Raw genomic sequence first — 19,368 nt, 5'->3', positions numbered from 1 at the left:
CAGCCGATGGATAAGGCTCGAATGTGTCTCGCTGAGCCATACTAACGAGCTCAACTCGCACCTACCGTTGATGCACCGTCCGCGAACGAGGAGATCAGTACGGTGCACCATTTGCCCTTCGGCGCTCACACCATCGGCACGCTGTTGATCGAGCGAGCGGCCGCGACACCAGAGGCTGCCTTCCTTCGCTTCGAGAATGAGAGCGGCATCGAAGAGTTCGACTACGCCGCCGCGCACGATCTGGCCACCACCGGCGCGACAGCCCTGTATTCCGCAGGCGTCGCGCAGGGCGACGTCGTCGCACTTGCCCTGCCCAACGGGCGCGACTTCTTTTCCTGCTGGTTCGGCGCCGCGTTCCTCGGAGCTGTCATCGCACCGATGAATCCCCGTGCGACGAGCGACGAGTTCGCACACATGCTGAGTCATTCGTCGAGCAAGGTGGTCGTGTGTGACGAGGAGACAGCCCAGCGGGTGCGTGCATCCTCGGCCGGCCGAAGTGTCGAGATCGTCACGACCGGTGCGGCTTTCGATTTGCGCGCTTCGGCCGCAGCTCGCACGATATCCGCGCCGCCAGCCGGGCTGGGCCCATCGGCCGTGGCGGCGGTGCTCTACACCTCTGGCACCAGTAGCAAGCCGAAGGGTGTCGTCATCACCCACGCAAACTATCTGCATGCAGGCAACGTCGTTGCCCAGCATCTGCGGATGAGACCCGACGACCGCTGGTTGGTGGTGTTGCCGCTGTTCCATGCCAACGCCCAGTACTACTGCGCCATGTCCGCGCTCGTCACCGGAGCCTCGCTTGCGGTCACCAACCGTTTCTCCGCTTCCGGATGGGCAGCGCAAGTGCGTCGGCACGACGCCAGTCTCGCGAGCCTATTCGCGTCGCCGGCCCGAATGATCCTGCGTCATCCTTCGTACGTGTCGGATGCTCGAAGCCGCCTTCGGGCGGTGATATTCGGCCAGAATCTGACACCGGCCGAACTCGCCGAGTTCGAAGACCGGTTCAACTGTCCGCTCATCCAGATCTACGGCATGACGGAGACCATCGCCCCACCGCTGATGAACCCGCTGATCGGCGCCCGGGACAGCACGACCGTCGGACGTCCCGTCGCCGCTCGGATCAGGATTGTCGCCGAGGACGGTTCCGACGCGGCACCTCGGGAAACCGGCGAACTCATGGTGCAAGGCATTCCTGGAGTCTCGCTGATGAGCCACTATCTGAACGACGCTGCCGCGACGAGCGAGGTCTTGAGCGGCGAATGGCTACGGACCGGAGATCTCGTTCGCGCTCGGGAAGACGGATTTATCGTCTTCACCGATCGAGTACGCGACATCATCAAGCGCTCTGGAGAGAACATCTCCGCCGCCGAAATCGAGCGCGTGGTCGACGAACACCCAGCGGTCCTCGAATCGGCCGCGGTCGCTGTGCCCGACGATATCCGCGACGAGGCGGTGAAGCTGGTAGTCGTCCTTCGCGAGGGGTGCGCGGTGACAGCCGACGAGATCATGAACTATTGCAGCGAACGACTCGCCGCCTACAAGGTGCCATCGATGGTCGAATTCATCGAGGCGCTGCCGCGCACATCGGTCGGCAAGATCCAGAAAAGCGCACTCCGATCGGACGTCGGATCAGTGAAATGAGCACTCACCTGCGGTGCGCATCGGCGATCATGCGCCTGTTCAAACGCCGATTCAATCAAAACTATGATCCGATCAAGGCCAGAAAGACTCTGGTCAGGGCGAAACTCATCGCAACGGTCCAGACTGTGGCCGAGTTCGGCATCGAGGCGCGGGGCACCGGCCGAACCGAAGATTCGATCTTGTACGTCCCCGGGAACGGTTTCGTGCTGGGCGTCGACGACAGCCACCGACGCCTCATCGATCGGCTCTGCGACCGGACCGGCGCGCAGGGCTATCTTCTCCACTACCGGTTGGCGCCGGAGTTTCCGTTCCCAGCCGCGCACCAGGACACCATCAACGCGATCGAATACGTGCGTGCTCGCACTTCCGGCCGTCTCTGGGTTGTGGCCGACTCCGCCGGCGGAGCTCTTGCCCTGTCGGCGATAGTTGCCAGGCGCGCCGATTCCCGCCAACCCGACCGCGTGGTCCTGCTGTCGCCGTTGACCGACCTGGCCATGACCGGCCTGTCACACGTCTACAACCGATATCACGAACCCATGTTCGGCCCGGAAGCGCTGATCCACAAAGGACACCACTACCTCCAGGGCGCCGCACCCACCGACCCACGCGCCTCGCCGCTATGGGGAGATCTCGCGGGCATTCCGCCCCTGCTGGCGGTCGTCGGCGATCGGGAAGTGATGCTGGAAGACTCGACTCGACTGGTCACCAAGGTGAACCAGAGCGGTGGCGACGCTACTGCGGTGGTCTGCCATGGAGCGCCACATGCCTTCCCGTTGACCCTGCCGCGAGCGCCGGAGTCGAAACGCGCGGTCGACACGATCGTCAGCTTCCTCACCGCCGACCGCTGATCCTTGAACGAGACCACACAGTCGCGATCACTAGTGCCATCGATCAGTGCGCGACGCGACGTCGCCGGCCTTTGATGAATTTATGAGAGTGTGAAAGATGGAATACTGGGAAACCATTCGCATCGAATCACCGGCGCCGGGAGTCGCACGGATTATTTTGGCGAGACCCGAGATCAGAAATGCGCAAAGCCCGAAAATGTTGTATGAACTCGACCGTGCGTTTGCGCGACAAGCGGCCGACCCGACCGTGAAGGTTATCGTCCTTGCCGCGGACGGGCCCGATTTCTCGTCGGGTCACGACCTCGACGCGGACTTCTCATTGCCATGCGGACCCGTGGCAACGCTACAAGCCGGCCTGGAATCAGATGGAATCGAGGGCCACTACGCGTTCGAGTGCGAGGCATACCTCGGACTGTGTCGACGTTGGCGTGACATACCCAAACCGACAATCGCCCAAGCACAAGGACGGACCATTGCCGGTGGTTTGATGCTACTTTGGCCGATGGACATCGTTGTTTGCACGGATGATGCAACTTTCTCGGATCCTGTGACGGCGTTCGGCGTAAACGGCGTCGAGTACTTCGCGCATCTTTGGGAAATGGGCGCGCGCAAGGCGAAAGAGATACTCTTCACTGGACGATCGATGACCGCCGACGAAGCCAAACTGACTGGAATGGTCAACCACTCCGTGCCGCGCGAGCAAATCGATGAATTTACGCTTGCGCTCGCCGCAACCATTGCCGAACGACCCGAGTTCGGTCTCAGGCTGGCAAAGGAAGCGATTAATCGCGGCCTGGATGCCCAGGGATTCTCGACTGCGCTGGATTCTGCGATTTCCCTGCATAATCTCGGGCATGCGAACAACCTCGCGCGATATGGCCGTCTCACACACCCGCAGGGCGCCGATAGAATTAGAGCAGATAAGCGCCGGTAAGCCTGATCGTGGTTGCATGACCGTCCATCTTGCCCACCGAAGTCTTTTCCTGGCTTCTGGATCATAGCCATCGATATCTGGATCTTAGTGAGGTTACCGTGCGCGACATATTCGACGATGCCTTCCGGAACGACCCGTACCCTGTGTACGCGCAATTGCGTGCAGAATCGCCGGTTCACCGGGTGAGCGGGCCGATGGGCCTCGAGGTATGGCTTGTCACCCGCTACGACGATGTCCGCGCCGCGCTGAGCGAACCGCGGCTTTCGAAGGATCCCCGCAACGCGCCGCCATGGATGCGTGATCTGGGGCTGGTGACCGAGGACGGAGGACGAATCGGACAAAACATGCTCGCCTCCGACCCGCCTGACCATACCCGTCTTCGAACGCTCGTCACCAAGGCGTTCACCCGGGGCCGAATCGATGGCCTGCGGCCTCGAATCCAGCAGATCGCCGACGGTCTGATCGATGCATGGGCAGATGAGGTCGAGGTAGACCTCATCGCTGGACTTGCGTTCCCATTGCCGATAACCGTCATTTGTGAACTACTCGGCGTGCCGGCCGCGGATCGATACTCTTTTCGCACGTGGACGCAGGCGCTCACCGCGCCCCCGCTCACCCCGGACGGTCTGCAGCTCCTGCGCCGGGCACGCGCGAACATCAACGAGTACCTGATCGACTTGATCGCGCACCGGCGGTCCCGGACCGAGGCCACTGGCGGCATCGATGACCAGCCCGACCTAGTGAGCGCCCTGATCAGCGCCGCCGACGAACAGGACCGGCTCAGCGAGCAGGAATTACTCGGCACATTGCAGCTTCTCCTCGTCGCCGGTCATGAAACAACTGTGAACCTCATCGGCAACGGGACGCTCGCCCTGCTGTGCCACCCTGACCAGCGCGCCCTGTTGCAAGCGGAACCAGAGCTGTTGCCTGGGGCTATTGAAGAGTTGTTGCGCTACGACGGTCCCGTCGAGCGAGCCACGCCGCGCTTCGCGATCGAGGACATTACCCTGGCGGGGACGCCAATCCCGGCAGGCAGCGTGGTCTCCGTGGCCCTCGCCTCGGCCAACCGCGACAACGAGCGCACTCCGGATGCACACGCACTCGACATCACGCGCACCGATCACGACAATGTGGCCTTCGGCCACGGAATTCACCATTGCCTCGGCGCGCAACTCGCCAAGATCGAGGCAGAGGTCGCCATCGGCACATTACTGCGACGCTTTCCCGCTCTCGCGCTGGCATACTCAGCCGAAGATCTGCGATGGAAATACGGGACCCCTGCCGATATCTTCCGCGGTCTCGAGCACCTCCCCGTGCGACTGAGCAGCTGAAGCGCACCTCGATTCGATCCGAAGCGGCCAGACCTTTCCGCCGCACCTCCCTAGGCCCGAACGTCCTTGGCCGGGGCCGAGCAGGGTTCATGCACAAATTCGATCGAGCGGCAGCCGAAGGTCCCAGCCCGAAATCCACCAGGAGAGCACGTGATCACCAGGTATCCAGTAATATCGCCGCTCGACCCCTTACTCGGATCGTCCGGCACGTTCCTGCCGGTGATGGGATGTGATTCGGCATGGCCACCGTAACCTTCGACAGCGCGACCCGGCTCTACCCCGGCTCGGCCAAACCCGCCGTCGACAAGCTGAATCTGGAGATCGCCGACGGGGAATTCCTCGTGCTGGTCGGTCCGTCCGGCTGCGGTAAGTCGACCTCGCTGCGAATGCTCGCCGGACTCGAGGATGTCGACGACGGACGCATTCTGATCGGCGCCAACGACGTCACCCATGCCGAACCCAAGGAACGCGATATCGCCATGGTGTTCCAGAACTACGCGCTCTACCCGCATATGACCGTCGCGGAGAATATGGGCTTCGCGCTCAAACTCGCCAAGGTCGCCAAGGCGGAGAAGGAGCGGCGGGTGCTGGAGGCGGCCAAACTGCTCGACCTCGAGCCGTATCTGGACCGCAAGCCGAAGGCGCTGTCCGGCGGTCAGCGCCAGCGCGTCGCGATGGGCCGGGCGATTGTGCGCCAGCCGCAGGTCTTCCTGATGGACGAGCCGCTGTCGAATCTGGATGCCAAGCTGCGGGTGCAGACCCGCACGCAGATCGCCCAGCTGCAACGTCGCCTCGGCACCACCACCGTGTACGTCACGCACGACCAGGTCGAGGCGATGACCATGGGCGATCGGGTCGCGGTGCTCAAGGACGGGCTGCTGCAGCAATGCGCGACACCGCGCGATCTGTACCGGGATCCGGCGAATGTCTTCGTCGCCGGATTCATGGGTTCACCTGCGATGAATCTGTTCACCCTGCCGGTCGCCGATGGTGCGGTCGAGCTCGGCGGTGCCACCCTGCGGGTGCCGCGCTCGGTCGAGGATGCCGCCGAGGGTTCGGTGGTGGTCGGCGTACGGCCCGAGCACCTGGAAATCGGTGCGGCGCCGGACAAGTCGGGCATCCAGATGGAAGTCGATGTCGTCGAGGAGCTGGGCTCGGACGCGTACATATACGGCCGCACAATTGCCGAGGGCGCGACGAACGGCGCGGGCGAAACCATTGTGGCGCGGGCCGATTGGCGCAACCCGCCGGGGAAGGGTACCCGGGTGCAATTGTCGGTCGCGGCGGAACACACCTACTTCTTCTCCGCCGTCGACGGCCGCCGCCTGTCCTGAAACCCGGTGCCAGGTACCGATTTCGCCAAGCGCCGAATATAGCGCGCTGCGTAACCGCTGTTCGTGAACTCGACGACCGGCGCGCGGAGCGGGTGATGAAGATAGCGGTGCTGGGGACCGGGCAGGCCGGACGTAGGCTCGCGACTCGGTCATGCGATGACGCTCGGCTCCCGGATCGCCGATAATGCGTCGGCGACCGAATGCGGGCGCCCACGGCACTTTCGCCGCGGTGGTCACCGCCCGAGCGGACTACTTCGCCGGGCGTGAATATTCGGGGTTGAGTCGCACCCCGAGTTCCTCCAAGTCGATCTCGCGACCCGTTTCGCTGCGCACCTGCACCCGGACCGGCGCGCCGCTGGACTCCTCGACCAGCAGCAACGGTGCGGGTCCCGGCTGTAGGTACGCATCGCCCCACTGCATGAGCGCGAGCACCGCGGGCAGTAGATCGCGGCCCATATGCGTGAGCACGTACTCATGGCGAGTCCGTTTGCCCGCGTCCTGATACGGCCGTTTGGCGAGCAGTCCCGCCTCGGTGAGCTTGCGGAGCTGGCCGGATGCCGCGGCGTCGGTGATGCCGATCCGGGCAGCGAAACCGTCGAAGCGGGTGGTGCCGTAGTAGGCCTCGCGCAGGATCAGGATCGCCGAGCGAGTGCCGATCAGGTCCATTGCCTTCGCGATCGAGCATTCTGTGGGTTTCCACGCACTCAGATCGGCCAACGGTCCTTCCATCACGGCTGCCATGACGAACATCATAGCGATAACTGGCTTGAGTCGACTATATCCAGGCGTTTATCCTGACTATAAGCCACTAGAGTCAGGCAGAGGAGCCGGGCTCGCGGTTCGAAAGGGACCACAATGAGAGACGCGGTTATCGTCGAAGCGGTACGTACGCCGATCGGCAAGGGGAAGCCGAATGGGGCATTGCACAGCGTCAACGCGGTGGACCTGCTCGCGCACAGCCTGCGCGCGGTCGTCGACCGCAGCGGCATCGACCCGGCGCTCATCGACGATGTGATCGGCGGCATCGTCACCCAGATCGGCGAACAAGGTGCCAATATGACCCGGCGTGCGGCACTGGCCGCGGGCTATCCGGAATCGGTCCCGGCGACCACGGTCGATCGTCAGTGCGGCAGCAGCCAGCAGGCCATTCATTTCGCCGCCCAGGGCGTGATCGCCGGGGCGTACGACATCGTGGTCGCGGCGGGTGTCGAGTCCATGGGCCGGATTCCCATGGGCGCGAACATGATCGGATCCGAAGACTTCTCCGGCGTCGGCTTCGCCGAGCGTTATCCGGAAGGGCTGGTATCCCAGGGCATCAGCGCCGAACTCATCGCCGCCCGCTGGGGACTGACCCGCGACCAGCTCGACGAATTCGCCCTCGGCAGCCACGAAAAGGCGGCGCTGGCAACGAAGAACGGCTCGTTCGCCGGTCAACTCGCGCCCATCGCGGGGCTGGAAACCGATGAGGGCATCCGGGTCGGCAGCACCCTGGAAACCCTCGGCAAACTGCGCCCCGCCTACTACGACGCGGCCATGGCCGCGCGCTTCCCGGAAATCGGCTGGCAGATCACCGCCGCGACCGCGAGCCAGGTCAGTGACGGCAGCGCCGCCGTGCTGATCATGACCAGCGAACGCGCCAAGGAACTCGGGCTGAAGCCCCTGGCCCGGCTGCACAGTTTCGCGGTGGCCGGTGACGATCCGCTGCTCATGCTGACCGCTGTCATCCCGGCGACGCGAAAGGTTCTGCAGCGCGCCGGACTCCAGCTCTCGGATATCGATCTGGTCGAGATCAACGAGGCGTTCTCGCCGGTGGTACTGGCCTGGGCGCACGATACCGGTGCGGATATGTCGCGGGTGAATGTGAACGGCGGCGCCATCGCCATCGGTCATCCGCTCGGCGCTTCCGGGGCGCGCCTGATGACCACGCTGGTACACGCCATGCAGGAGCGCGGTGCCCGCTACGGTCTGCAAACCATGTGTGAGGCAGGCGGTTTGGCCAACGCCACCATTATCGAACGGCTCTGAGTCACCCGAGTGCCGCGGCACCGGTCCCGGATCGGCGCCGCGGACTCAGATAGAAACCAGCACCACCGCAATCAAAAAGCCGAGCAGCCATGACTCGACAATCAATGGCACCGCCACCAATGGTGTCCATGCGATCCGGCGTCGGTAACGAATCTTCCCGGCGACCATAACGCCCACCGCGACGATCGAAACCGCAATACCAACCCACGCAACGCAATACGCGACCGGCAGATAGCGCACACCCCCATCGGGATCCGCGCCACGCCCGAGGAATTCGTACAGCGGCACGAAAGCAGCCACCAGCCAGCCGAACCCAACCGCGAATACCGACCCGAGCACCACTCTGATCGCATTCGCCAGCCGCAGCTTCCACCGACTCGACCGCACACCCCCAGCATGACCGGTCGATCGGGCTCGCACATCCCGGCGCGCCCGTGCTCGGTACGACGAGCACGCGCACCAACGCGTCCAGGCACCGCACCCTGGTACCCGCACCCACGCAGCCGCGCCGCCCCCGAGGCACCAATGCGGTGTACTTCGGCCCGACTTCGCCGATTCACGTGCAGCAATATGATCACCGGGTCGAGCGCGAGACTGCGGCTATGCGGCCAACCAACTCGTCGCGGTGGACCACCACCATCCTCAGCAGCAGAAACACCGAACGCGGCCGACGAGCAGTCGGCCACGCGGGCGGCCCGCCTCCGAGCGCACCATGATTGCCGATCCCAACGGCGACAGGCACTTGACAGGAGTTCAGCCGGACAGCAGCCCACCCCAGGCGGCGCGGTGGTCGAATGCGGTGCGCGAACGATTCGCCGATCCGGCCTGCGATGTCCTTGCCAGCTACGGCAGGCGCACCGCGCGGGCGGTGACACCGGGCTCGCTAGGCTGCACGGTGATGAGCGAAACCTTCGTCTACGCCATTCCTCTGCGGACCCGGTTCCGTGGCATCACAGTGCGCGAGGGGATGTTGATCAGAGGTCCGCTTGGTTGGGGGGAATTCTGCCCGTTTCCCGAATACGACGATCGGGAGGCCGCTGGATGGCTGGCGACCGCGGTGGAGCAGGCGACGGTGGGGTGGCCGGAGCCGGTGCGCGAACGGATTCCGATCAATTGCACGGTGCCCGCCGTCGATCCGGAGCGGGCGCATGCGATTGTGACCGGGTCCGGATGCCGCACCGCGAAGGTGAAGATTGCCGATCATCCCGATTCGCTGGCCGAGGATCTGGCGCGGGTCGAGGCGGTCCGGGACGCACTGGGGCCGAAGGGATCGGTTCGGGTCGATGCCAATGGGGTCTGGGATGTCGAAACCGCTGTGACACATATCGAGCAAATCGACCGTGCGGCCGGTGGTTTGGAGTACGTCGAGCAACCGTGCCGCACCATCGAGGAGCTGGCCGCGGTCCGCCGCCGTGTCGATGTCCGAATCGCCGCCGACGAATCCATCCGCCGCGCCGAGGATCCTTTGCGCGTCGCGGTAGCGGGAGCCGCGGATATCGCGGTACTCAAATGCACCCCACTAGGTGGTGTCCGCCGCGCCCTCCAGGTCGCCACGGCCGCCGGACTGCCGTGCGTGGTCTCCTCCGCTCTGGAAACCAGCGTCGGCCTGGCCGCCCAACTCGCCCTCGCCGGCGCCCTCCCCGACCTCGAATTCGCTTGCGGCCTGGGCACTTTGTCCCTCTTCGAGGGCGACCTCGTACCCGAATCACTCCGCCCGGTCGACGGCTTCATGCCGGTCCCGAGGACTCCACCCACACCCGCCCCGGCCTTGATGGAGCACTACCGCCACCCCGACCCGGCCCGAACCCGCTGGTGGGAAGACCGGCTGACCCGAGTTCGCGCACTGGCCTAATGATCGAGGCTGGACAAACGGTGGTCCGGTCGAACCGACCATTTCACCAGCCTCGACGATCCGTATCGCGAAGGTTGGGGACAGTGAAACTCGTTTGCTATGGCGAATACGGCATGGCATCTGCTCGAGGGTGGCGGTCAGCTCCTCCACGGTTGCCGGGTGATACTCGTGTCACCGGCGCATCCATGGGAAACCGCTGCGAGCCGCTCTCCGGGAGTCTTGCCCTGTTGGTTTCTGTGCTCACTCGAGCAGTCGCATGTTTGCGGCCTCGACGCGGCCGTGCGAATTGTGTTCTGCTTCTTCGTGACTGGCGTTATCCGACCTTGGTCAACTCAGCCGATGAGCGTGGCCATTGAGGAACAACGGGTATCCGAGCCGTCATCAGCAGAGCGGCGTAACCGCTCAGAACCCGGACCACGTTGCCCAGTTGATGCGCCACTACAAGGCGCCGGCCGAGGATGTCGAATGGGTGGTGTCGCTAGCAGTTCGCGCTGACCACGGCGTCCTGTCCACCCGAAACGACGACGTATGGCCGCACTGGTTCAGGCTGTTCGTTGGCCTCGAAAAGCTGGCCGAACGGCTGTTCGACTACAACAACAGCTTTCTGCCTGGCCAGTGAGTTCACCGTCGACGGGCTCGCGTTCCGAACGGCCGAACATTTCATGATGTGGAGAAGGCGATGCTGTTCGGGGACACGGCGATCGCAGAACAGGTGCTGGCGGCAGGGCATCCAGGAGAGGCCAAGTCTTTGGGCCGCCGGATCAGCAGGTTTGATGAAACGCTCTGGCAGACACACCGCTACGCGATCGTTGTCACCGGAAACATCGCCAAATTCGGTCAGAACGAGGAACTTCAGCGCTTCCTTCTCCATACCGGCGACCGGGTACTCGTAGAAGCCAGCCCGGTGGATCGGATCTGGGGCATCGGACTGGCCGCCGACGATCCACGCACCGAGGATCCGACCCGCTGGAAGGGACTGAACCTGCTCGGATTCGCACTGATGGAGACACGCGCGACACTGCGAGCTGCACCAAAGGTCGAGCCATGACGCAACAGGCCGAGCCTCGATCGGGATGTGACAGAAACCGGGTGGCTCCTCGAGTTCTCAGATGCGCTCTCAGCTCGAGATTCAACCTCCGGGCTGGGCGGCGTTGGGGCGTGTTGGCCGGCGATTTGTCATTCCTGGACTGTGGATTGTCGCGAGCGTGGCACTGGCCCGGCGAAACATGTTGCCATTCGATATGTTTCGCTGTGTTATCCGGCGTGTCACAGCGACGCGAAACGGCTACCGCGTCATCATCTTCGGGTTTCCGCACGAACTTGAAGCAAGAAGCGGTAGCCGTGTCTATAAGTGTGCCCATGCGTCGGTGGCGGTCGAGCCGACACACCTATATACGTGAATGACCTTGTGTCGTTTCGTCGTTCGTTCCGTGACTGCCTCACTGCGCGGGCCGAGACATTGTTCGAATTGACCGACGCGGTGTTGTGCAAGAACGGCCCGGTCACCATCCTGGTCGGGCTGAGCCTGGTCGGTGAGCATCGACGCGCCCACCAGTGACGACCGCTGCTTCTGTCACGTCTACCCTCGCGGCAGGGGCAAAGATACTTCCCGGCTGGCCCTCGCCTGGTGTCATGCCGTTGTCGTGCTCGACTGTCGTAACGCTGTCCGCATTCGGAGATTTCCGGGATGAATAGTGGTGGAAATGTGTTCGCGGGCAGTTTGTCCCGGCATTCTGTGCAGTCGCCACCGACGTGCGATCGTGGCTGTTGTCACGATCATCTCGGTCATCGCGTAGTGGTCGCCGATGCATTTGCGAATGCCGAGGTTGAACGGAATGAACGCACCATCCGCGGCGCTGGGGCGGCGTTCGGGCAGCCATCGGTCCGGATCGAATCGCATCGGGTCGTCGAACAGTTTCGGGTCGCGATGCATCGTCGTCGGACTGTAGATGATTTCGGCACCGGCCGGTATCACCCAGCCGTCCAGCTGTACCGTGTCGAGAGCACGTCTGCTCAGGAACCAGGTCGGTGTGTGCAACCGGAGCGTTTCCTCGATCACGCGACGACAGTAATCGAGCCGATAGATAGTGTCGGCATCGATGCGATCCGAGGAGAGGTGCTCATCCAGTTCAGCGTGCAAGCGCGCCTCGATGTCGCTGTGACCCGCAAGCTCGTAGAACAGCCATGAGAGTGTGACCGACGCGGTCTCCGTACCGGCCGCGAACAACGTAGTGACCTCGTCCAACAACTGCGTGTCGGTCATCGCGGCGCCGGTTTCGGCATCCCGCGCGGCTACCAAGAGAGCCAGCAGTCCGTCCGGTTCGACATCCCCGGCTCGCGCTGCCGTGATGAGCTCGCCGGTCGCGCTCCGTAGCCGGCTGATCGCGCGCTGGTAGTTCAGATTGCCGGGCGTCGGCAGGAATTCCCAGAACTGGTAGGGAACCAATGTCCTGATGATCACCCCGCGCAACACGATAGCCAGGGAACGTTGCAGCTCCTCGACGATCGGTCGGCTCGACATATCCGGGAACATGGTCGTGGCGATCACGTCCGAACTCAGCCGGTGTAGATCGTCGGTCAGGGTGACGGTTTCACCGTCGTGCCAACGAGCCGACAGCGACGCTGCGAGGTGGTTCATGGATTCGATGTAGTGCGCGATGTGTTTGCGATTGAACGCGGGCTGCATCAGCCGACGCTGCCGTGCGTGGAAGGAGCCTTCGGAGTTGACCAGCCCATTGCCGAGCAGCGGGCGTACCCGCTGAAACAACAGGCCCTTACCGTATTTCGCCGCATCCTCGACCAATGCCTTGCGTATCACTGTCGGCGAGTTGAGCAGGTAGAACTGCTTGGGGCCCAGCTGAAGCCGCACGATATCGCCTTCGGTGCGGACGGATTGCAGGAATCCCAGCGGATCCCTTCCGAATGCGATGGCATGGCCGGCCAGGGGCAACCGCCGACCGGCGAAGCGTGGGATCAGGCCCCCAGTCTCAGCATCGCCTTCGATTGCCGCTTCGGTTCCGTCTCTGTCGGCTGATTCGTGTATCGCGTGGTCTGGCGTGACCATTCCTCGAAACCTCCCATCCACAGACGCTGCGCGTCCACATAACGATTGATATGGTGCTGTTCCTGCGCTGGAAGGCGGTATCGATCGGCCAGGGTTGGTATGTCTGCCGTCAGTGCGATGAATTGAGCGACCTTTTCCTCGATGAACTTCAGGGCAGCATCGAGCGCCTCGCCGCGATGGCAGCCATGTTGTCGTTCCAGCACCAGCACCAGGTTGTTGACCTCGCCGGCGTTTTCCTCTTTGGGCAGCGTGACCACATCGTTGGTGAGCGCCGGGATCAGCGCGGCCAAGCGGCGCAACTGTCGTAGCTGAGGTGTGTGAAATGCCTTGGGAGTCACGTGAAACCCGCCGAGTCGTTCGCACAGGTCGAGATAGTTCTCCAGGCAGACCGTGCCCCGGCGAAGGCACAAGAAGTGGTCGAGTGACGGTATCCGGCCCAGCCCGCGTTCGGTCGCTTCGTGCATGTTGGCGCACAGATAGAACTCCCAGTTGTGCGCCGCGCGGCGGCGCCAGGATGCCGGCATGCCCGCGCTACACCGCGACCAGATATCGCTGAAGGCATGCACCAGCGGAGGGGCAGATCGTGCGACCGGCCGCTTCGGCTGGCTGAGTACGTTGATCAGCATGTCGGTTACCGCGTTGACGGACTGCAACTCGAGACCGGAGTCGAACCAGTCGTCGAACACCAGTGTCCAGCCGACCACGTCGCATCCGAGCTCCAGATCGGCGCCGCGGGCATAAGGCCACACCAGCGCCGCCAACCGAGGCAAGTCGGTGTCGCGGTACTGTGCCAATGCCCTCGTGTCGTCGGTGGAGAGCAGTCGGTGCCGGACCATCCATTCGTCGTGGGATCGCCGTGCACTCACCAGATCGGGACTGATATCGACCGGAAATGGCAGAAAAATGCCGGCCGGCGAGTCGACGCCCCCGGGCGTGCTGCTACCAACTGCCGGCTCTGAACGGTCGGGGTACATCACAAGGACTCCTCTCCGGTGCTGGCAACGAGTGTGTACGTACCGGCTGCGCCTGCACACTGACGTCATGCTGTCCAGAACCGCAGCGTTTTTATCACCCTGTTTCCCGCACGGGAGACCGTTGCTGTCGCCACCTCGGGGAAGGCAGCGTTGCCGCCTTGCGCCACGTCGGCCCAGCCCCGCCGCGATCGACCGACATACGTCCGGAACTCCGCACGCGCTTGCTGCTCATCGGCAATCGCCGGGCGCCACCGGCAGACACGGCGCGACCGAGCGGTGCAGCGACCTCAGCTCAGTCGAACACCACAGCCGAGCAGGCTCGACCGCAGGACCAGCCCGGCTTCCGGTCCGATTATGCCGTCGACGAGATCCAAGTAGCGGCCACAGAATTCGGGGCCGTGGGGTGCCACCGATGCGGCGGCGGACTCGAGATGGTGGGCGAGTTCGTGCAGGATTACCAGTTCGCGCAGGGCCCATGCGGTCGCACCGGTATGCAAGGGAACGGCCAGTACCGCGTCCGCGGTCTCGTAGTGGGCGGCGGTCGTTCCGGCGCGGGAGCGGACCCGGACCGGTATCGCGGCGCGGTCCCATTGCGCCCGAACCCAATTGAGGTTCAGCACCTTGTCGGCGTAGGTCTGCACCGATTCGACCGACGCGAAGCGGCGCTCGATCGGTAACGTGAGATGTGAACCGTAGAGCTCTACTGTGCGATTGCCGTTCTCATCGGCTCGATCGAACACACTTCGCACCAATTGCTCGGCGTCATATACCTTGGCGCGCTGGCTGTCTCGCGCACTCACCGCCGCGACCTCATTCGCTCGAACCCGTCGATCCGGTACCGAGACGCCCACAGCGAAACCGTCGCCGGCCCGCTCACGTCACCTCACCAACGGGCAATTGCCCACGCGCGGTACCGAGTTCAGGCGAGGTCCCCAACCGCGCGGCTCGCCCCGCCCGATCACCCGCACGCCGGGCGGCAGCGGAATGTCCGGCCGACGCCTGCGGACCGCGCCAGGTACCGCGGGCATCGGAGGTCTTCGTATAGAAGTCGGTGAGCTCGATTTCCTTATTGCGCAGGGCCAATGCCGTACCTGTCGCGATGTTTTCGGGCACCACCTCGGCCTCCACCTCCGCCTTCACCTCGGCCAGGCGACGGCCGATCCGCGTGGCGAATGCCATCTGAAAGTTCAGCCGCGCGGTAACCGCCGCAACCGGCGCCTGCACGCGCCGCTGTACCCTTCGGCCCCAGCGTTTCTCCGTGACGATCTTGTCGACGGTGGCCGACCGATACTGTCCGGATTTGATGTACTGATCCGACGCACGCACCATCTGCACCAGAAGACTGGCGTAGAGGGCTTCGCACGTATCGATATCGGAATCGAAGCCATACGCGTAGACCTGCGTCGACGTGCGCGCAACATCGCAGCGCACATCATTGGCCGCGGCGATCGCCACGAACAACTGCACGTAGGTGCGTAACCCCTTCTTGCCGGATTCGCCGATCGGAATCATCCGCTGCATCGGCGTCGGCCTGCGCTCACGTCCGGCGGTATGCGCGCGGGCGACCGCGAGGTCGATCGATGACCTGGTCGCCAACCGTTGGGCCGCGGCCAGAAAGGCCTCGGCCTCGTGCTCGTTATCGGTCGATTCGGCTTGGCGCAGCAACCCACCGATCCGGGTGAGCATCCGGTCGGGGACCGCATTCGGCGAAGTCATCGATAGCCAGCCTAACGAGCGACTATGACATCGCGGCGATGGCGTCGGCCCCCGGAGACAACCCCTGTTACGAGCACAATCGGCGCGTCACATATAACAACCATGTATCTTGCCTTGTGCACCTGCCGGGTGTGCTGCTGCTCACGTCTCGATCTTGGAGTGTTCGCGATGGCTTTGAAAAAGGTGACATCTCTACGTTCGTCGCTCGTACCACGAGCGGCGTTGGCAGCTGCCTCCGCTGCGCTGCTCACGGCGACGTTCACCAGTGCCTGCTCCAGCGATAACGGCGGCAATCCAGCCAGCCAGAACCTCACCGGTCGCGGCCCGATCACCTACGTCGAGGGCAAGGACACCACCGAAACCGGCGCGGTCAAGCAGCTGATCGAGCGCTGGAACGCCTCGCACCCGGATGAGCAGGTCACCTTCAAAGAGCAGTCCAACGACGCCTCGCAGCAGTACGACGACCTGGTCGAGCACATGCGCTCCAAGCAGTCCACCTACGACGTGGTCGCCCTGGACGTGCCGTGGACCGCGGAATTCGCCGCGAAGGGCTGGATTCAGCCGCTGAAGGACACCTTCTCCATCGACACCTCGGCACTGCTGTCCCCGACGGTCGCCAGCGCCACCTACAACAACACCCTCTATGCCGCACCGCGAAACACCAACGGCGGCTTGCTGTTCTACCGCAAGGATCTGGTGCCGAATCCGCCCAAGACCTGGAGCGAGATGCTGGCGCAGTGCCCGATCGCCAAGCAGAACAATATGGGTTGCTACGCGGGCCAGCTGGCGCCGTATGAGGGCCTGACGGTGAACGCGGCCGAGGCCATCAACGCCTACGGCGGCACCTTCGTCGGCGCGGACGGCAAGACCCCGACCGTGAACACCCCGCAGGCGCGAGCCGGGCTCAAGGTGCTCGTCGATGCCTACAAGAGCGGCGATATCCCGAAGGAAGCCATCACCTTCAAGGAGCCGGAGAGCGCCAACGCCTTCAATACCGGCAAACTGCTTTTCATGCGCAACTGGCCGTCCACCTTCGGTGACGCGGGTGCGGAATCCTCCGCGGTCAAGGACAAGTTCGGCGTCGCGCCGCTGCCCGGCGAGAACGGCGTCGGCGCCTCGACCCTTGGCGGCTACAACGCGGCGATCAGCGCGTTCTCCAAGAACAAGGCCACCGCGCTGGACTTCCTGCGCTACCTGATCAGCGAGGACGCCCAGCACATCGTCGCGGCCGGTGCGCTGCCCTCGGTGCGCGCGTCGATGTACGACGATCCGGCGCTGATCGCGAAGATGCCGTACCTGCCCGCGCTCAAGGATTCGATCGCCAACGCGGTACCGCGCCCAGTCACACCGTTCTACCCGGCGGTGTCGAAAGCCATCCAGGACAACGCTTATGCTGCGTTGAACGGAACCAAGTCCGTCGACGACGCGATCAACGGTATGCAAAAGGGCATCGAGACAGCCGGATCGTAGCGAACACAAGAGCGGACCCGACCACCCCGTAGGAGAGAGAAACGGTGTCGGATCCTTCGGGAACGGCCACTCGCGTGCCGAGCGACGGCGATCAGCCGACGAAGCGCGGATTCGGTGGCACCTTGGCATTGGAGTTGCGGCGTTCCGGCAAGGCGTGGTTATTCGTCACGCCCGTGCTGATCACCCTCGCGGTGATCGTCGGCTATCCGGTCTTCCGCGCGTTGTACATGTCGTTCCAGAAGGATCCCGGACTCGATCCGGCGACCGGCATGTTCGTCGAGGGCGGCAGCGCGGGCTTTTCGAACTACACGCACTGGCTGCTACAGCAGTGTCAGGCGGGCGGCGAGACGGTGTCCTGCCCGACCGGCAATCTCGGCTCGCAGTTCTGGCTGGCCATCGGCGTGACGCTGTTCTTCACGGTGATCACGGTGACATTGGAGGCCACGCTCGGCCTCGGCATGGCCATGGTCATGGGCAAGACCTTCAAGGGCCGGGCCCTGCTGCGCGCGGCGGTGCTGGTGCCATGGGCGATTCCGACCGCGGTCACGGCTCGGCTGTGGGAGTTCATGTTCCAGTACGACGGCGTGGTGAACCGGATCTTCGGCACCCACATCCTGTGGACCTCGCAGGCCTGGCCCGCGCGGTTCGCGGTCATCGTCGCCGATGTCTGGAAGACCACGCCGTTCATGGCATTGCTGCTGCTGGCCGGTTTGCAGGTGATTCCGGCCGATGTCTACGAGGCCGCCAAGGTCGACGGTGCCTCGGCCTGGCAGCGCTTCACCCAGATCACGCTGCCGCTGCTCAAGCCGGCGCTGCTGGTCGCTGTGCTGTTCCGCACCATGGACGGACTGCGCCTGTACGACCTGCCCGCGATCATGACGCTCGGCAACCCGTCCACCCGCCCGATTTCGGCACTGGTGGTCGAACAGGTCCGCCAGGGTCCCAATAGTGCGGCGGCACTGTCGACGATCACCTTCCTGCTGATTTTCGCGGTGGCGTTCCTACTGGTGAAGGTCCTGGGCGCCAATGCCGTTCGGACCCAGGAAGAACAGCGGGAGGCCCACTGATGACCACCGTGACCACCGTGACCACCCAAAGGCCCGCGGCCCAAAAGAATGCGGCACCGGCGCCGTGGACCAAGAGCCTCGGTTCGGTGCGGCTGTATCTAGGCGCGCTGATCGTGCTGGTGTGGGGTCTGGCCCCGTTCTATTGGATGGCCGTCACCGCATTCCGCGATCCGGACTACACGTTCGACAACACTCCGTGGCCCACCCACGTCACCTTCGAGAACTTCCGCAATGCCTTCGACACCAGCCGCGGCAACGACTTCGGCAAGGCACTGGTCAACAGCGCCATCATCGGCGCGGTGACCACGGTGGTCGCGCTGGTGCTCGGTGTGCTCGCCGCCTATGCACTGGCGCGGCTCACCTTCAAGGGCAAATACCTGGTCTCCGGGCTCATCCTGTCCGCGTCGATGTTCCCGGTGGTCGTGCTGGTCACCCCACTGTTCCAGCTGTTCACCAGCCTCGGCTGGATCGGCGAATACCAGGCGATGATCATCCCGAATATCTCGTTCGTGCTGCCGATGACCGTCTACATCTTGGCCTCGTTCTTCGCCGAACTGCCGTGGGAACTCGAGGAGGCCGCCCGCATCGATGGCGCGACCAAGATGCAGGCCTTTCGGCTGGTCATGCTGCCGCTGGCGGCGCCAGCGGTATTCACCACCGCGATCCTGGCGTTCATCGCCTCGGTCAATGAATATCTGCTGGCCCGGCTGCTCTCCAGCGATAAGACCGAACCGGTGACCGTCGCGATCGCGCGCTTCTCCGGTAACAATCCGCTGGTGCAGCCCTACGCCGCGATTATGGCCGCGGGCACGATGGTCACGATTCCGCTGGTCATCATGGTGCTGCTGTTCCAGCGCCGCATCATCTCCGGTCTCACCGCGGGTGGTGTCAAGAGCTAGGCTGTGTTTGATTGCCGCGCCTGCGGCGCGGCGGGTTCGCTCGTAAGACTCGCTCCGTCGTGGTCACTGACGATGGATTGTTCAGCACCTGATTTACCCGCGCCATACGGTCGAGACCCGCGCCTGCACCACATACACTTCGGCGGGGAGGCGTGGCCGTCCGTACGAAGCCCGTCTCCGATCGTGTCCTGGTGAGTTTTACCGACGCTCCGG

General features: G+C 63.9%; 19 protein-coding genes. 13 read left to right on the top strand and 6 right to left on the bottom strand.

From position 1 onward, the window contains the following. The first annotated feature begins 102 nt into the window (after nt 1-102). From AB0L63_RS22035 to ugpC, 5 genes are all read left to right on the top strand, one after another. Nucleotides 103-1,641: an AMP-binding protein gene (locus AB0L63_RS22035; RefSeq protein ID WP_364503833.1), complete on the top strand. Its 1,539-nt coding sequence runs from the start codon at nt 103-105 to the stop codon at nt 1,639-1,641. Continuing rightward, nucleotides 1,638-2,489: an alpha/beta hydrolase fold domain-containing protein gene (locus AB0L63_RS22030; protein ID WP_364503830.1), complete on the top strand. Its 852-nt coding sequence runs from the start codon at nt 1,638-1,640 to the stop codon at nt 2,487-2,489. The genes AB0L63_RS22035 and AB0L63_RS22030 overlap by 4 nt, the downstream gene beginning before the upstream one ends. Nucleotides 2,490-2,586: 97 nt before the next feature. Continuing rightward, on the top strand, nt 2,587-3,423 hold the full coding sequence (locus AB0L63_RS22025) for an enoyl-CoA hydratase (protein WP_364503826.1): 837 nt from the start codon (nt 2,587-2,589) through the stop codon (nt 3,421-3,423). 98 nt (nt 3,424-3,521) lie between these two features. Beyond that, on the top strand, nt 3,522-4,754 hold the full coding sequence (locus AB0L63_RS22020; RefSeq protein ID WP_364503823.1) for a cytochrome P450: 1,233 nt from the start codon (nt 3,522-3,524) through the stop codon (nt 4,752-4,754). A 239-nt stretch (nt 4,755-4,993) separates the two neighbouring features. Continuing rightward, nucleotides 4,994-6,088 carry a sn-glycerol-3-phosphate ABC transporter ATP-binding protein UgpC gene (gene ugpC, locus AB0L63_RS22015; protein WP_364503820.1) on the top strand — a complete coding sequence of 365 codons (1,095 nt, stop codon included), beginning with the start codon at nt 4,994-4,996 and terminating at the stop codon, nt 6,086-6,088. Nucleotides 6,089-6,337: 249 nt separating this feature from the next. Here the strand turns inward: ugpC and AB0L63_RS22010 are convergent, their stop codons facing one another. Further along, on the bottom strand, nt 6,338-6,841 hold the full coding sequence (locus AB0L63_RS22010) for a helix-turn-helix domain-containing protein (protein ID WP_364503817.1): 504 nt from the start codon (nt 6,839-6,841) through the stop codon (nt 6,338-6,340). A 102-nt stretch (nt 6,842-6,943) separates the two neighbouring features. Here AB0L63_RS22010 and AB0L63_RS22005 point away from each other — a divergent pair, with 102 nt between their 5' ends. After that, a complete protein-coding gene (locus tag AB0L63_RS22005) occupies nt 6,944-8,113 on the top strand; it encodes an acetyl-CoA C-acyltransferase (RefSeq protein WP_364503814.1) in 1,170 nt (389 codons plus the stop codon). A gap of 45 nt (nt 8,114-8,158) precedes the next feature. Here AB0L63_RS22005 and AB0L63_RS22000 read toward each other — a convergent pair whose 3' ends face one another. Next, nucleotides 8,159-8,455: a hypothetical protein gene (locus AB0L63_RS22000; RefSeq protein WP_364503811.1), complete on the bottom strand. Its 297-nt coding sequence runs from the start codon at nt 8,453-8,455 to the stop codon at nt 8,159-8,161. A gap of 556 nt (nt 8,456-9,011) precedes the next feature. On the opposite strand from AB0L63_RS22000, the gene AB0L63_RS21995 reads away from it, so the two are divergent. The 4 genes from AB0L63_RS21995 (at nt 9,012) to AB0L63_RS21980 (ending at nt 11,523) form a co-directional block, all read left to right on the top strand. Further along, nucleotides 9,012-9,965: an o-succinylbenzoate synthase gene (locus AB0L63_RS21995; RefSeq protein ID WP_364503947.1), complete on the top strand. Its 954-nt coding sequence runs from the start codon at nt 9,012-9,014 to the stop codon at nt 9,963-9,965. 352 nt (nt 9,966-10,317) lie between these two features. Beyond that, a complete protein-coding gene (locus AB0L63_RS21990; RefSeq protein WP_364503809.1) occupies nt 10,318-10,584 on the top strand; it encodes a hypothetical protein in 267 nt (88 codons plus the stop codon). Between the two features lie 60 nt (nt 10,585-10,644). Next, nucleotides 10,645-11,013 carry an NADAR family protein gene (locus AB0L63_RS21985; RefSeq protein WP_364503806.1) on the top strand — a complete coding sequence of 123 codons (369 nt, stop codon included), beginning with the start codon at nt 10,645-10,647 and terminating at the stop codon, nt 11,011-11,013. Between the two features lie 360 nt (nt 11,014-11,373). Continuing rightward, nucleotides 11,374-11,523: a hypothetical protein gene (locus tag AB0L63_RS21980; RefSeq protein ID WP_364503803.1), complete on the top strand. Its 150-nt coding sequence runs from the start codon at nt 11,374-11,376 to the stop codon at nt 11,521-11,523. Between the two features lie 72 nt (nt 11,524-11,595). On the opposite strand, the gene AB0L63_RS21975 is transcribed toward AB0L63_RS21980, so the two are convergent. The 4 genes from AB0L63_RS21975 to AB0L63_RS21960 form a co-directional block, all read right to left on the bottom strand. Further along, nucleotides 11,596-13,029 (bottom strand): cytochrome P450, encoded by a 1,434-nt coding sequence (locus AB0L63_RS21975; RefSeq protein ID WP_364503800.1) that lies wholly within the window; start codon nt 13,027-13,029, stop codon nt 11,596-11,598. Beyond that, nucleotides 12,939-13,790 (bottom strand): terpene synthase family protein, encoded by an 852-nt coding sequence (locus AB0L63_RS21970; RefSeq protein WP_364503797.1) that lies wholly within the window; start codon nt 13,788-13,790, stop codon nt 12,939-12,941. Before AB0L63_RS21970 ends, AB0L63_RS21975 begins: the two co-directional genes overlap by 91 nt. Before the next feature lie 500 nt (nt 13,791-14,290). Beyond that, nucleotides 14,291-14,803 (bottom strand): TIGR04338 family metallohydrolase, encoded by a 513-nt coding sequence (locus AB0L63_RS21965; protein WP_364503794.1) that lies wholly within the window; start codon nt 14,801-14,803, stop codon nt 14,291-14,293. Nucleotides 14,804-14,876: 73 nt separating this feature from the next. After that, complete coding sequence (locus AB0L63_RS21960) at nt 14,877-15,719, bottom strand: DUF2786 domain-containing protein (protein ID WP_364503791.1); 843 nt, start codon at nt 15,717-15,719, stop codon at nt 14,877-14,879. Between the two features lie 168 nt (nt 15,720-15,887). Between AB0L63_RS21960 and AB0L63_RS21955 the strand changes: the two genes are divergently transcribed. The 3 genes from AB0L63_RS21955 to AB0L63_RS21945 all read left to right on the top strand — a co-directional run bounded on the left by AB0L63_RS21955 (nt 15,888) and on the right by AB0L63_RS21945 (nt 19,155). Beyond that, nucleotides 15,888-17,189, top strand: a complete 1,302-nt coding sequence (locus tag AB0L63_RS21955; RefSeq protein WP_364503788.1) for an ABC transporter substrate-binding protein — start codon at nt 15,888-15,890, stop codon at nt 17,187-17,189. 122 nt (nt 17,190-17,311) lie between these two features. Next, nucleotides 17,312-18,256 (top strand): sugar ABC transporter permease, encoded by a 945-nt coding sequence (locus AB0L63_RS21950; protein ID WP_364503944.1) that lies wholly within the window; start codon nt 17,312-17,314, stop codon nt 18,254-18,256. Continuing rightward, nucleotides 18,256-19,155 (top strand): carbohydrate ABC transporter permease, encoded by a 900-nt coding sequence (locus tag AB0L63_RS21945; RefSeq protein WP_364503785.1) that lies wholly within the window; start codon nt 18,256-18,258, stop codon nt 19,153-19,155. Before AB0L63_RS21950 ends, AB0L63_RS21945 begins: the two co-directional genes overlap by 1 nt. The last annotated feature ends 213 nt before the right edge of the window (nt 19,156-19,368 follow it).

The sequence above is a fragment of the Nocardia sp. NPDC051990 genome, from assembly GCF_040680755.1.
In the GTDB taxonomy this organism is placed as follows: domain Bacteria; phylum Actinomycetota; class Actinomycetes; order Mycobacteriales; family Mycobacteriaceae; genus Nocardia.
The sequence above is the reverse complement of the archived record's forward strand: the minus strand, read 5'-3'. Positions and strand labels throughout refer to the sequence as shown.

What these genes read in the sequence shown, in the direction of transcription:
- AB0L63_RS21975 (WP_364503800.1), bottom strand. Translation starts at nt 13,029, where the DNA reads ATGGTCACGCCAGACCACGCGATACACGAATCAGCCGACAGAGACGGA.
- AB0L63_RS21960 (WP_364503791.1), bottom strand. Translation starts at nt 15,719, where the DNA reads ATGACTTCGCCGAATGCGGTCCCCGACCGGATGCTCACCCGGATCGGT.
- AB0L63_RS21985 (WP_364503806.1), top strand. Translation starts at nt 10,645, where the DNA reads ATGCTGTTCGGGGACACGGCGATCGCAGAACAGGTGCTGGCGGCAGGG.
- ugpC (WP_364503820.1), top strand. Translation starts at nt 4,994, where the DNA reads ATGGCCACCGTAACCTTCGACAGCGCGACCCGGCTCTACCCCGGCTCG.
- AB0L63_RS22025 (WP_364503826.1), top strand. Translation starts at nt 2,587, where the DNA reads ATGGAATACTGGGAAACCATTCGCATCGAATCACCGGCGCCGGGAGTC.
- AB0L63_RS21955 (WP_364503788.1), top strand. Translation starts at nt 15,888, where the DNA reads ATGGCTTTGAAAAAGGTGACATCTCTACGTTCGTCGCTCGTACCACGA.
- AB0L63_RS22030 (WP_364503830.1), top strand. Translation starts at nt 1,638, where the DNA reads ATGAGCACTCACCTGCGGTGCGCATCGGCGATCATGCGCCTGTTCAAA.
- AB0L63_RS21995 (WP_364503947.1), top strand. Translation starts at nt 9,012, where the DNA reads ATGAGCGAAACCTTCGTCTACGCCATTCCTCTGCGGACCCGGTTCCGT.
- AB0L63_RS22005 (WP_364503814.1), top strand. Translation starts at nt 6,944, where the DNA reads ATGAGAGACGCGGTTATCGTCGAAGCGGTACGTACGCCGATCGGCAAG.
- AB0L63_RS22010 (WP_364503817.1), bottom strand. Translation starts at nt 6,841, where the DNA reads ATGATGTTCGTCATGGCAGCCGTGATGGAAGGACCGTTGGCCGATCTG.
- AB0L63_RS21945 (WP_364503785.1), top strand. Translation starts at nt 18,256, where the DNA reads ATGACCACCGTGACCACCGTGACCACCCAAAGGCCCGCGGCCCAAAAG.